The organism is Paenibacillus sp. JCM 10914 (genome assembly GCF_001315105.1).
GTDB lineage: Bacteria > Bacillota > Bacilli > Paenibacillales > Paenibacillaceae > Paenibacillus_AQ.
In genome coordinates, this window is sequence record NZ_BAZR01000001.1 from 77,296 (window position 1) to 90,524 (window position 13,229).

Annotated in this window: 12 protein-coding genes and 1 pseudogene; 9 read left to right on the forward strand and 4 right to left on the reverse strand. The window is 49.7% G+C overall.

The genetic code is table 11. The features are described from left to right. The first annotated feature begins 121 nt into the window (after positions 1-121). The 3 genes from pulA to JCM10914_RS00400 all read left to right on the forward strand — a co-directional run bounded on the left by pulA (position 122) and on the right by JCM10914_RS00400 (position 3,326). Positions 122-2,296, forward strand: coding sequence for a type I pullulanase (gene pulA, locus JCM10914_RS00395; protein ID WP_231638435.1), 2,175 nt, complete (start codon positions 122-124; stop codon positions 2,294-2,296). Between the two features lie 17 nt (positions 2,297-2,313). Then, positions 2,314-2,484 (forward strand): hypothetical protein, encoded by a 171-nt coding sequence (locus JCM10914_RS29515; protein ID WP_023956071.1) that lies wholly within the window; start codon positions 2,314-2,316, stop codon positions 2,482-2,484. Between the two features lie 212 nt (positions 2,485-2,696). After that, positions 2,697-3,326, forward strand: a complete 630-nt coding sequence (locus JCM10914_RS00400; protein WP_023956073.1) for a 50S ribosomal protein L25 — start codon at positions 2,697-2,699, stop codon at positions 3,324-3,326. Positions 3,327-3,401: 75 nt separating this feature from the next. On the opposite strand, the gene JCM10914_RS00405 is transcribed toward JCM10914_RS00400, so the two are convergent. From JCM10914_RS00405 to kduI, 4 genes are all read right to left on the reverse strand, one after another. Next, a complete protein-coding gene (locus tag JCM10914_RS00405; protein WP_023956075.1) occupies positions 3,402-4,283 on the reverse strand; it encodes a transporter substrate-binding domain-containing protein in 882 nt (293 codons plus the stop codon). 205 nt (positions 4,284-4,488) lie between these two features. After that, complete coding sequence (gene kduD / locus JCM10914_RS00410; protein WP_023956077.1) at positions 4,489-5,241, reverse strand: 2-dehydro-3-deoxy-D-gluconate 5-dehydrogenase KduD; 753 nt, start codon at positions 5,239-5,241, stop codon at positions 4,489-4,491. A gap of 55 nt (positions 5,242-5,296) precedes the next feature. Beyond that, complete coding sequence (locus tag JCM10914_RS00415; RefSeq protein ID WP_036716686.1) at positions 5,297-6,046, reverse strand: DeoR/GlpR family DNA-binding transcription regulator; 750 nt, start codon at positions 6,044-6,046, stop codon at positions 5,297-5,299. Between the two features lie 38 nt (positions 6,047-6,084). Next, a complete protein-coding gene (gene kduI, locus JCM10914_RS00420; RefSeq protein ID WP_023956081.1) occupies positions 6,085-6,918 on the reverse strand; it encodes a 5-dehydro-4-deoxy-D-glucuronate isomerase in 834 nt (277 codons plus the stop codon). Between the two features lie 195 nt (positions 6,919-7,113). Here kduI and JCM10914_RS00425 point away from each other — a divergent pair, with 195 nt between their 5' ends. The 6 genes and pseudogenes from JCM10914_RS00425 to urtE all read left to right on the forward strand — a co-directional run bounded on the left by JCM10914_RS00425 (position 7,114) and on the right by urtE (position 13,150). Beyond that, the gene (locus JCM10914_RS00425; protein ID WP_023956083.1) at positions 7,114-7,983 is read left to right on the forward strand and encodes a glycerophosphodiester phosphodiesterase family protein; all 870 of its coding nucleotides are present in this window, start codon (positions 7,114-7,116) and stop codon (positions 7,981-7,983) included. Between the two features lie 360 nt (positions 7,984-8,343). Further along, positions 8,344-9,603: an urea ABC transporter substrate-binding protein gene (gene urtA / locus JCM10914_RS00430; protein WP_023956085.1), complete on the forward strand. Its 1,260-nt coding sequence runs from the start codon at positions 8,344-8,346 to the stop codon at positions 9,601-9,603. Positions 9,604-9,656: 53 nt separating this feature from the next. Further along, positions 9,657-10,562: an urea ABC transporter permease subunit UrtB gene (gene urtB / locus JCM10914_RS00435; protein ID WP_023956087.1), complete on the forward strand. Its 906-nt coding sequence runs from the start codon at positions 9,657-9,659 to the stop codon at positions 10,560-10,562. A 13-nt stretch (positions 10,563-10,575) separates the two neighbouring features. After that, the gene (gene urtC, locus JCM10914_RS00440; protein WP_036716690.1) at positions 10,576-11,664 is read left to right on the forward strand and encodes an urea ABC transporter permease subunit UrtC; all 1,089 of its coding nucleotides are present in this window, start codon (positions 10,576-10,578) and stop codon (positions 11,662-11,664) included. Next, positions 11,639-12,478, forward strand: coding sequence for an urea ABC transporter ATP-binding protein UrtD (gene urtD / locus JCM10914_RS00445; protein ID WP_036716693.1), 840 nt, complete (start codon positions 11,639-11,641; stop codon positions 12,476-12,478). Before urtC ends, urtD begins: the two co-directional genes overlap by 26 nt. Continuing rightward, positions 12,456-13,150, forward strand: a pseudogene (gene urtE / locus JCM10914_RS00450) (urea ABC transporter ATP-binding subunit UrtE). The gene urtD and the pseudogene urtE overlap by 23 nt, the downstream one beginning before the upstream one ends. Positions 13,151-13,229: the final 79 nt, after the last annotated feature.

Genomic DNA, 13,229 nt, shown 5'->3' on the forward strand with positions numbered 1-13,229 from the left:
AGGCTTTTGGCATATAAATATGATATGAAAGCGTTCTATTTCACATGCTAGAGGTCTGTCTTATGATTCTGACGCCCATACTAGGAAGTAAATCTACTTAAAAGTGACGGTGATGATGAGTATGGACATGATCAAGAGTTGTACGAGCATAAAACTAGGAGCGATCTATAATCAACGGGGAACGTCTTTTCAAGTCTGGGCTCCGGATGTTGTAAAAGTGAGTTTGGCTCTGTATGAGACGGCGGGCGATTATAATGAGGACGGTCAGGTAACTGAACACGAAGGTGGGAATCTACACTCGATGATCAGGAGCTCCGATGGCGTATGGTCAACGTATGTATCTGGCGATATGCACGGAATCTACTATATGTATAAAGTGGAATCCGCTCAAGGCGCTGTTCGATATACAGTCGATCCGTATGCTGTGGCTGTATCAGCCAACGGCTGCCGCGGTGTCATCATGAATCTGAGGAAGAGTGATCCGGAAGGGTGGGACTCCGATATCAGACCGTCTCTGCCAAAAGCAACGGATGCGATTCTGTATGAGTTACACGTACGTGATTTCTCGATCCATGAGGATTCGGGAATGAAATATAAAGGCAAGTATAAGGCATTCACGGAGACCGGCTTGCGTGATCCATACGGTAACTCGGTTGGGCTGAATCATCTTGTTGAGCTGGGCATTACCCATGTTCATCTCCTGCCCATTTTTGATTTCAAAACCGTAAACGAACTGAGCGGGATGACTTCGAGCCCATCAAGTTCCGAATATAATTGGGGCTATGATCCGCAGCATTATAATGTGCCTGAGGGGTCTTATGCTACCGATCCCGCGAATCCGATCGCCCGCATACGCGAGGTGAAGGAGATGATTCAGGCGCTGCATGCCCATGGAATTCGCGTCATCATGGACGTGGTTTATAACCATACGTATACTGTCGAAGATGGACCATTCGAGACTTTAGCGCCCGGCTACTTCTACCGTAAGGATGAGCGTGGACAACTCTCCAACGGTTCGGGGGTTGGCAATGAGCTGGCGACAGAAAGACCGATGGTACGCAAATTCATTAAGGACTCCTTGAAATATTGGGCGAAGGAATACCGTATTGACGGGTTCCGCTTCGATTTGATGGCGCTGATCGATACGACGACGATGAGAGAGATTGTCACCGAGCTTCGGGATGAGGTGGAGCCGACGTTACTGTTCTATGGAGAGCCATGGACGGGGGGGAACAGCCCGCTTGCGGAGCAAACGGTTAAGGGGAGCCAACAGAATCAGGCTTTTGCCGTATTCAACGATCATTTCCGTCATGCCATTAAGGGAGATAACGATGGTAGCGGGAGAGGTTTTGCCACAGGGGAATCCTGGTGTGAGAACGCTGTGGTTGAAGGCATGATGGGGTCGATCCATGATTTTGCTTACCATGCGAGCGAGACGGTGAACTATGTGACCGTGCACGATAATTTAAATCTATGGGATAAAGTGATCGTCTCGCAGGGATTGCGTGAGGAAGCCGGTTTTCTTGAGATGCAGGATGGTCAATTAAAGTACGGAGGGAACGTTGGAGAGGCGGTAGCGGCTTCCGATCCTTATGGCAGCATGAATGAAGTCGATATCATGAGCTCGCCCATTCTTCGCCGGAGTCTGATCGCTAACGGAATCGTACTGCTCTCCCAAGGAATTCCGCTGCTGCACGCCGGAGATGAACTGCTTCGAACCAAATACGGGGATCATAACAGCTATCGCAGCGGAGATGCCGTCAATGCGATTCGCTGGGCTGGCAAACATCGATTCAAGCCAGTGTTTGATTATTACAAAGGGTTGATTGCACTTCGTAAAGCATATTCCGTGTTTCGCTTGAGCAAACGAGATGAGATCGAACGGCAGATGGAATTTTTGCGTTGCAGCGACCGGATCGTGGCTTGCCGATTGTGGCATCGGGACGATCACCACGATGCGAGGCAATTGATGGTCATCATCAATGCCAACGAACATGATGTGGCTGTAGACCTCCCACCCACGCCGTACCGCTGGAACATCATTGTGAACGACCGCGCAGCTGGCACCGAACCGATTGGCTCGACGGATGGAGCATCTGTGACCGTGCCAGCACTGTCGATGATGGTCCTGTATGAAGATCAAACGGAATTGAAAAAAGGAATGGTTGCCATCGAATTGGAGTATGAGCGCAAGGACCAGGCTTACGATGCTGGAATGCCTGGGTGTGGGGGAGCGGCGTTCAGGACGGCAGCGTCCATCTATACACGGGAGATGACGGTAAAGCCCGCGCGTTAATTTACGCTGCCGCCGGAGTGAAGCGAGTCGGCTGCATTCTCAGGTTAAGAGATTGGGAGCAGCGTGAAGGCGAGGCGGACCGCTTCATTGAAATCCCGGAGGGTCAGACCTATGTAAGCGTGTTGATTAGGTGCGGAAATGACGGGGCATGGTCCGGCAATTCGGACGGTCAAGACGTGGCCAGCTGAATCCCTGAAGGACAAATATATGTATTTCGTACGAAAAAAAAGGAGCTCTCTTTAGGTCACCTAAAGAGAGCTCCTTATATGTTATTAAAAAGGGGTACAAGTTATTAACCTGCCAAGTGGCTGATGAAACAATTGAACATGCATGATTAGTTAGCAGGTAAAAAGGGTAATAATGAGATAGACTTTGTTTTCGATAAAGGAGGACGTTACTCATGTCAAAAGGAAACAACGTTAAACTTAAAGCAGATGTTCGTAATGAATTTACCCGGGCTTCGCGCCGAGAGCTTCGCGAAAACGGTGGACTTCCTGGTGTTGTATACGGTGGGGGCGAGGAGAGCATCGCGGTAGCTGTCGATTTTAAGGACACATCCAAACTGTTCCATACCGGACGTTCGGAGGTATTCAGGTTGGACATCCCTGGTTCAGGTGAGATTCCCGTTTTGATCAAAGACGTTCAGAAGAGACGCGGTAACGTATCTCATGTGGACTTTCTGCGGATATCGATGAACAAACCTGTACGGGTAACGGTAGCGATCGATTATCAAGGAACCGCCGCCGGAACGAAAACGGGTGGAATTCTGCAGACGCAGTTGACGGAGCTTGAAGTAGAGGGCTTACCTGGTAAACTGCCGTCGAACCTTGTTGCCGATGTATCGGCGCTCGAAGTTGGGGACAGGCTCACCGTAGCAGATCTGAACGTGCCGGAGGGCATTACGCTTCACGCTTCGGAAGAAGAGATTCTGGCGACTGTCATGGTACCGCGGATCGTGGAAGAATCGCAAACGGATGACGAAGCTGCCGAGAATGTTACGGAGGATGGAAACGCTACGGAGACAGAATAATCTTAAGAGGCATATAGACCCAAATACGCATGCTCCGCTGCTGGAGCATGCGTATTTGGGTCTGTAATCCGCCCTTTACTGATTCTTTCGATCCAGAATCCCCTTATAGCTTAATGGAGAATCGCCGAAATATTTGTTCCAAATAGCCAAATACGATCCGTCTTCTTGCATGGTAGCCAGTGCGTTATCCACAGCTGCCACGAGATCGGGATTTCCTTTCACGAAAGCGGCTGATACTTCGTAAACCGCGCTTGAGATTTCGACTGTTTTGACAGCCATATCCGGGAACTGCTGTATCAGATTTGTGACGGAGAACTGATCGGTGATAACAGCATCCAGCTTACCGTCTACGAGTTGCGAAGCCGCGTCATGAATGTATTTGACCGGTTTGATGTCCGCGTCATACTTATCGGCGATATTGGCGTAGTTGCCAATGGGGTTCACCCCGATTGTTTTGCCACGGATATCCTCAAAAGAATGGATCGCATCCTTGTCAGAAGATGTAAGGAGTACCGGGGAAGTTGAGAGATAGGCAACGGAGAAATCGTAGAGTGCTCTCCGGTCGTGTCGATCCTCAATCTCATTGAATACAGCATCATATTTCCCCTCGGTCAGGCCGGGAAGCAGACTCTTCCAATCCGTTTCTATAAACTCAGCCTTTAGCTCCATATGGCGGGCTACCTCTTGCGCAATCTCTACGTCGAACCCGGTGAGTCTTCCTCCGATTCCAATATAACTGAAGGGAGGATAATCTCGTTCAGTTCCGATTCGCAGTGTACCCCGATCAATTGCATGACGAAGCAAATAGCCCGTGTTCACTCTGTATGGATTAATGCCCATATTCTGTCCGGGGACGCGGCTTGCTTGTTTACTGCCTGCGCAGCCCCCGAGTATACCCATGCAGGCTATGGCAAGCAGAATCGTGAGGCTGATCCAGCGGTTGGTTGTTCTGCGCATGATGTTAATACCATCCTTTCTTCATTCAAGGTCCTAAGAAGGTCGACTTGGTTAAAGTTAGCATGTCCCAAAGGATGGTAAGTGTATTCGTCAGGTAGGTACTATGTTACTTCATCGAATAGCATATGAAAAAGCTCCTGTTGTTCCGCAGCAGAACTAGCGAAACCAACGGGAGCTTATCGCGATTAAGGGGGGAGGTAATGACTTAACGGGCCATCCATCCTCCGTCTACACATAATACATGGCCGTTCATGTAATCGGAGGCAGAAGAGGCAAGGAACACGGCAGGTCCGCCGATATCCTCAGGCTTGCCCCAACGGCCTGCCGGGATCCGTTCGGTTATCGATGCTCGGCGTTCTTTATCCTCGCGAATGGCCGCCGTATTGTCGGTTTCGATATAACCCGGAGCAATGCCGTTGACTTGAACACCGCTTGCCGCCCATTCATTCGCCAAGGCTTTGGTTAATCCGGCCACACCATGCTTGCTGGCGGTATAACCAGGCACATTGATGCCGCCCTGGTATGTCAGCATCGAGCAAATATTGATGATTTTGCCGCTGCCTCGATCGATCATATGTCTGCCTGCGATCTGAGATAACAAGAACACCGTATTGAGGTTTAGATCGATGACATCGAGCCAGTCCTGCACCGCATGGTCCTTGGCTGGGGTACGGCGAATAATACCAGCGTTATTGACGAGTATATCAACATGACCGGTAAGTTCCAGCGCTTGGTCGAACGTGGTTTGCAGCTTCGACTGGTCGCTCAGGTCCACCCTAATTTCGGCGGCCTGTCTTCCAAGCGAGGAGATCGCATCAATCGTATCGGCGCTTGTGTTCATGGATACGGCAACAATGTCAGCACCCGCCTCTGCCAAGGCGATGGCTATGCCCTGGCCCATGCCACGGGCAGAGCCGGTAACGAGTGCTGTCTTTCCAGAGAGATCAAACTTGCTCATGCTCGTTTCCCCTTTCAGGTTCTATCAGGCTACTTAACTTATCGTCTTTATAACATCAAATTAATGTGACTCCTGCGGCTTGATATTGTTCCATCATTTCACGTGCCAGCTTGGTATCGGTAATGATGCCACTGACCTCTTGCAGCGAAGAGAAGGTGCGCAGGGCCGTTTGTCCGAATTTATGATGGTCTGCGACAGCGTATACGGTTCGTGAAGTTTCGATTAATGCCCGTTTAAACGGAATCAGCTCACCGGTATAAATGGTCAGGCCATGATCAAGATGGACGCCGGTTGCAGATATAAAGGCTTTTTGGATATTCAACTCTTTGACATACGCGACGCCTTCGGGACCGGCCAACATGTTGCGCACGCGGTATCCACCGGGAACAACGAGCCGGATGTTTGTCTTGGAAGCAAGTTCGCCGATAATATGCACATCATTGGTAATAACCGTGAGGGAACGATCTTCCAGACCACGTGCGATCTGCAGCGTCGTGCTTCCCCCATCTAATGCAATTATATCTCCACTATGAATATGGTCCAGCGCCTTATGGGCGATCTCACTCTTCTCATCATTATGTTTGACCAGCGGTTCCTTGGATGGAAGGATGCCGAAATGATCGGTTTGCGCAAGCACGGCCCCGCCGTGAACGCGGACGATAAGTCCTTGCTCCTCCAGCTTGGTGAGATCCTCACGTATGGTCTTTCCGGTTACCTGAAGCTGCTGGCTCAGATCAGCGACGGTCACCTCTTTATGTGTGAGTAGATACTCCATGATTTTCTCATAGCGACGTAACGGGTTCATATATCTCAACTCTTCCGTGGGGATTTGAATAACTCCCTCTATTTTAACTCCTTCATGGATACAGGGTCCATATCGTCATAACGCTTGTTGTCTCCGGCCATCCCCCAAATAAAAGTATAATTGCTTGTGCCAACGCCGCTATGAATCGACCAGCTAGGTGAAATAGCCGCTTGCTCATTGCGCATTACCAGATGACGGGTTTCAGACGGTTGGCCCATGAAGTGAAATACAACGGAGTCTTCCGGCAGATCAAAATAGAGATAGGCTTCCATGCGACGCGGATGTGTGTGCGCAGGCATGGTGTTCCACATATTTCCTTCCTTGAGTAGAGTCATTCCCATGACGAGTTGGGCGCTTTGAATGCCTTTCTGATGAATGAAGCGATAGATGACACGGTCATTGGAATTTTTAATATCTCCGAGTGCGCTGGAATCGGCTTCTTCAAGTGTTGCCTTGGCCGTTGGGAACGTCTGGTGCGCAGGCGCAGAATTGAGATAGAATTTTGCAGGGTTCGCAGAATCTGTGCTCTTAAAGACAACCTCTCCCGCTCCCATGCCAACATAGAGACACTCCTTGTTACTTAGCTCGTGTTCCGTGCCATCCACAAGAACCGTTCCTTGGCCGCCAATATTGATGATGCCCAGCTCCCGGCGTTCAAGAAAAGAAGTTACACCAAGCTCCTTCAGGTCAGTTTCCAGTCTTACTTGCTCTTTAACAGGGTTAGCGCCACCAATGATCAAGCGATCTTCGTGCGTTAAGACAAGCTCAAGCTTGTCAGGACTAAACAAGGTCGGAATATGGAATTCCTGGCGAAGCCGATCGGTGTCGAATTGTTTCACTTCATTGGGATGGGAGGCATAGCGTCTTTCCATAGAACATTCATCTCCTTAAGGTAAATTTATAATGGTTTCATAAAGTTCACTTAAGTACAAATTACTCCATTTAAGTTCATATTACAAGAGTTAAAAGTAATCAAAGATATAAATTTGCGGCTTCTGTTGTCGATTGAAAAGGGAAAGGTAGGGGAAGAACTAATCGTGATCGGTTGGAAAGGAGCAGAGTAGCGTATGAAAAAAGCAGTAGCCTTTATCACCATGATGGCATGGTTTGCCTTACTCGGTTATCGGGCATCTGAGGATACCGCCCATTATCCGTATCAGACAAGAATCGAAGTTTCGGATACAGGCAACGGCAACTGGATTCATATCGCGCACAGGGGGGCGTCGGGTTACGCTCCGGAAAATACGCTGGCTGCCTTTGCCAAAGCCGATGAGATGGGGGCGGATATGCTGGAGCTGGATGTGCAGCGTTCAAGTGACGGTCAGCTTGTGGTCATCCATGATATGACGGTCGATCGCACAAGTAACGGCAAAGGCAAGGTCGGCAACATGACGTTATCCGAGCTACGACGATTGGATGTGGGGTCATGGTACAGCGCGGATTTTAAAGATGAGGTCATTCCTACTTTGCAAGAGGTACTTATGCGATTCGGGGAACGAACGGGACTGCTGATCGAGCTGAAATCGCCAGAGTTCTACCCCGGCATTGAGCAAGATTTGGTTGCCTGTTTACAGCTTCATTCCCAATTACACGCAGTAGATAGACATTCGTCATTGATTCCACCTGTTATCGTACAATCCGCTAATGCAGACTCACTGCAGCGGCTTCATAAGTTGATGCCAGAAATTCCGCTCGGGATCGTGATTACGAGTTCAAGCCAACTGTCGAAGCTGCGGATGAATGAAGTGTGTACCTATGCGGATTACGTGAATATCTCCATGCGACTAGTTTCCCGGGGACTGATCCAGAAAATTCATCAATCCGGGATGAAGAGTTTCATTTGGACGATTCGTGATATGCATCAAATTCCGTATCTGCTGCATATGAAAGCGGATGGGATCATCACGGATTATCCGGATCGTGTACCCGTATTATAAAATTACAATGTTTACGCATGATCGTGTGAATGCGAATTTGTGCAGCAGTCTTCGGGATGGTATCTCGAGGGCTGCTGTTTTTACATTTGAATTTTAATGAATGTTATTATATCTAACATATAAATAAAGTTTATAATCATAAAATTAATGTAAATAAGTAAATTTACGTATTAGTTGTTATGTTTCATAACGATAACGCAAGAAATATGAGACATTTTTACTAAAAATGAAAAAATGAAATAAATTTATGTAAGAATTATTGACACAGGAAATATCAGGCAACTATAATGTGGAATAACGAACAGAGAAGAGGTATTAGAGACAGAACGTTCGGAAACAGAAAAAAGGGAGTTGGAGCGTATGAAGAAACAAAGCGTTATCGTTAAAGGATGGGCTTCATTTGTATTATGCGCTATTTTGATGTCGGGCTGTGTTCCGGAAAAGGATGCGGCACCCAATACCGGGGCAAGTGGTGAGACTCCGGCTGTTGAAGCCAAGGGCGACTCGATCAAGGTTGGCATACTTCACTCTCTCAGCGGTACGATGGCTATCAGCGAGGTCTCTGTCAAAGACGCTGAAATGCTGGCCATCGAGGAGATTAATGCGGCAGGCGGAGTGCTGGGCAAGCAGATTGAACCCGTGATTGAGGACGGTGCATCGGATTGGCCGACTTTCGCGGAGAAAGCAGGCAAATTGCTTCAGCAGGATAAGGTCGCCGCCGTATTCGGTGGCTGGACATCGGCCAGCCGCAAAGCCATGCTTCCTGTATTCGAACAAAACAATGGTCTCTTATTCTATCCGGTACAGTACGAAGGGCTGGAGTCATCCCCTAACATTTTCTATACAGGTGCAACAACGAATCAGCAGATCGTGCCATCAGTCTCCTGGCTGCTTGAGAATCGGGGCAAGAAGATGTTCCTGCTCGGTTCGGACTATGTATTTCCTAGGACGGCTAACAAGATCATTAAAGCTCAACTAGCTGCCGAAGGCGGTGAACTTGCAGGCGAAGAATACACGCCGCTGGGACATACCGATTACAGCACCATCATATCGAAGATCAAAGAAGCGAAGCCCGATATCGTATACAACACATTGAACGGGGACAGTAATGTCGCTTTCTTCAAGCAATTGAAGGATGCAGGCATTACGTCCAAGGATCTGACCACGCTGTCGGTCAGTGTAGCAGAAGAGGAGATTCGCGGCATTGGCGCCGATATTCTCGAAGGCCATCTGGCCGCGTGGAACTACTATCAGACGACGGATACTCCGGAGAACAAAGCCTTCGTGGAGAAATACAAAGCCAAATACGGCGCAGACCGTGTTACGGCTGATCCGATAGAAGCTGGTTATACCGCGGTGTACTTATGGAAAGCGGCTGTTGAGAAAGCGGGGTCCACGGATGTAGCGAAAGTGAAGGAAGCGGCCAAGGGAATTGAGATCGCTGCACCAGAGGGGAAAGTGACGCTCGATGGTGATAATCAGCATATCTATAAGACCGTTCGAATCGGGGAAGTTCAAGCAGATGGACAATTCAAGGAGCTATGGAATTCAGGTGAACCGGTGAAGCCAGACCCGTATCTGAAGACGTATGATTGGGCGGCAGGGTTAAGCGGAGAATAATGCGGCGAGCTGTGGAGGCCTATAGTGGCCTTCCACATAAGGAGGGACACCGAATGGAAATGGCTATTCTGCAGTTGTTCAATGGGCTTAGTATCAGTTCGATTCTGTTATTAATTGCGCTTGGTCTGGCTGTTACGTTCGGGCTGATGAACGTTATTAATATGGCACATGGCGAACTGATTATGATCGGAGCATACTCAACTTACGTCACGCAAAATTTATTCAATGCTTATATGCCAAAGTCCTGGATGGATACTTATTTCATTGCTGCGCTGCTCATATCATTCGTGGTTGCAGCCGGAATAGGCTGGCTGCTTGAGGCCGTATTGATCCGCCATCTGTACGGCAGACCGCTCGATAGTTTGCTGGCTACCTGGGGCGTAGGGATGATGCTGCAGCAGATCGCGCGGTTCATCTTTGGCGCACCGAACGTAGCGGTGACGAGCCCATCGTGGCTGAACGGGGGGCTCGTAATAACCTCGAGCATCGTACTTCCTTATAAACGGATATTCATTATAGTACTTGTGGCAGCCGTGTTAACGGCAATGTATATGTACATCTACCGAACCGTTCAAGGAAGAAGAATGCGTGCCGTTATGCAGAACAGGAACATGGCCGGGTGTCTTGGTATATCCACCCGTCGTGTTGATGGCCTCACTTTCGCGATCGGATCGGGTATTGCTGGTATTGCCGGTTGTGCGCTGACGCTGCTCGGACCGATCGGTCCATCTATTGGTACCTATTATATCGTGGATGCATTCATGGTGGTGGTGCTCGGCGGTGTGGGCAAATTGATTGGCACTGTTGCAGGTGCGCTTGGCATTGGGATGTTTAATACGCTATTTGAGACTTACACATCGGCTTCGATTGGTAAAGTGCTGGTGTTTGCCTGTATCGTTGCGTTTCTGCAATGGAAACCACGCGGCCTTGTTGCATTGAGATCGCGTAGTCTGGATTAGGGAGGGGTTAGATTTGATACTGAGATGGTTAACAGGGACCCCGGGCAGCCGAACCAAACGAATCTTGTGGAGCCTAGTTCTTCTGGCCATGTGTATGGCCCCGTTGTTTATGACCTCGTTCCGCCTCGGTCTGCTGACGAAATTTCTGGCACTGGCGATTCTGGCGGTTGGGCTCGACCTGATCTGGGGGTATGGCGGAATTTTAAGCTTGGGCCATGGCGTGTTTTTTGGTCTTGGCGCCTATGCGATGGCCATGTATTTAAAACTGGATGCGAGCGGTCAGTCGCTACCTGATTTCATGAGCTGGAGCGGCATAACGCAGCTGCCCTGGTTCTGGGAGCCCTTTCGCTCGTTCCCCGTTGCGCTGCTACTCGGGATTTTGATCCCCGCGCTGCTCGCGCTAATTCTTGGCTTTTTTACCTTCCGGAATCGGATCGTCGGGGTTTACTTTACGATATTGACGCAAGCGCTCGTGATGATCGTCGTCACACTGTTTGTCGGCAAGCAGGAATGGACGGGTGGAACGAACGGTCTGACCGGTTATAGTTCGATCCTTGGTTTTAATCTGAATACCCCTTCCACCAAGATTGGCTTATATTTCATCACACTCGCTGTTCTGGTGGGAGCCTATATTTTATGCAGAAGGATCGTCAACAGTCGAGTAGGTCAGGTGCTGGAAGCGGCAAGAGACGGGGAGAACCGGGTCAGGTTTCTGGGTTATGATCCGTCCCGTTATAAAACGTTTGCCTTTGCGGTTTCGGGCGGCTTGGCAGGTCTTGCCGGGATGTTGTTCGTGCTTCAAGTAGGAATCATCTCACCGTCAATGATGGGAATCGTGCCATCAATTGAAATGGTACTCTGGGTGGCGCTTGGAGGACGGGGAACGTTGATTGGTGCAATCATCGGAGCTGTTCTCCTGAATGCAGCCAAGACGGGAATCAGCGAGGCTTATCCGGAAGGGTGGCTGCTGGTGTTAGGCGCGTTGTTTGTTATCGTGGTCGTGTTGATGCCCAAAGGGTTAACTGGAATATGGGAGAAGGTAGTCACATCATTATCCCGAAGAGGAGGGACGGCCCATGCAGCCGTACGCAAAGAAGGTTGATGTATCCACGCGGGTTCGCGGAGAAATCAGAGAGATTGGCCGCCCCCAAGTTGTCTTGTCCGCTGAGGATATAACGGTTACCTTTGGAGGATTCGTGGCCGTTAATGGAATGAGCTTGGCACTGCGCAAAAATGAACTGCATTTTCTGATCGGTCCGAACGGAGCGGGCAAGACAACGATGCTCGATGTGATTTGTGGCAAGACCAATCCTATAGCCGGTCGCGTTATGCTGGGTGACGGACTGGATATTACGCGCAAGCGGGAGTTCGAGATTGCCGGGCTTGGGGTCGGGCGTAAATTCCAGGCTCCGTCCATATTCCCGAATCTCAGCGTGAAAGAGAACCTTGAGCTGACCGTTGACCCCGACCGAAGTGTTATCCGTGCTCTTAGGGTGAAAAGAGATCGCTGCACGACCTTCGAGATGAAAAAATTGCTTGAGCGAATCGGTCTGTCGAATCGGCTGCATATGCGCGCAGGCTCGCTCTCCCATGGTGAGAAGCAGTGGCTCGAGATCGGCATGCTGCTACTACAGAAGCCGCGGCTTCTGCTGCTGGATGAGCCGGTAGCGGGAATGACCGATGAGGAGACGATTAAGACGGGTGAATTGCTGCGGGATATTGCTGCGGAATGCTCGGTCGTTGTTGTGGAACATGATATGGAGTTTGTCCGTTCCTATGCGGCCAAGGTCACGGTGATGCATGAAGGAAAGCTGCTCAAGGAAGGCTCGATGGCAGAGATACAGCGAGACCCGGTCGTAGCTGAGGTCTATCTGGGTAAGAGGAGGGAGGCTAATGCTCAAGCTTCAGGGCATTGAATCCGGGTATGGGAGAGCGTCGTTCTGCGCGGTGTATCCATGGTGGTGGATACGGCCCAGGTCGTGTGTTTGATGGGACGTAACGGTGTCGGGAAGACAACGTTGATGCGTACCCTAACCGGCCAGCTAAAAATCCGGCAAGGACGAATGAACTTGGAAGAACAGGATGTGACTGGTTGGGATTCTGTGAAGCGGGCGAGAGGTGGCATCGGCTATGTCCCGCAAGGGCGTGAAATTTTTCCGCAGCTTACGGTAAAGGAGAACCTGCTACTTGGACTTGAGCCGTGTGTGCCGAGAGTGAAAGATTTTCCTGAAGATGTCTTATCCTTGTTTCCGGTACTGCCGCAGATGTATCATCGTCAAGGCGGGGATCTGAGCGGTGGACAGCAGCAGCAGTTGGCAATCGCCAGAGCTTTGGCTTCCCGTCCCAAACTGATCCTGTTGGATGAACCAACGGAAGGAATTCAGCCTTCGATTGTGGAGGAGATTCAGGAAGTCATCCGCGGAATTAAGGCCAGAGGAGATACATCAGTCATTCTGGTGGAGCAGAGCATCGAATTTGTTCGCAGTGTAGCGGATTACATTTATGTGATGGATAAGGGCAGCATGATGGCAGAGGGCGTTCCGGAACTTATCGATATGGAACAATTCGAGCATTATTTATCGGTGTGAATATGGCTCATATCATAATATTGAGACTGTACTCTGGGTCGTTTGCTACCAGGGACAGTCTTTTTCTATATATTCACAT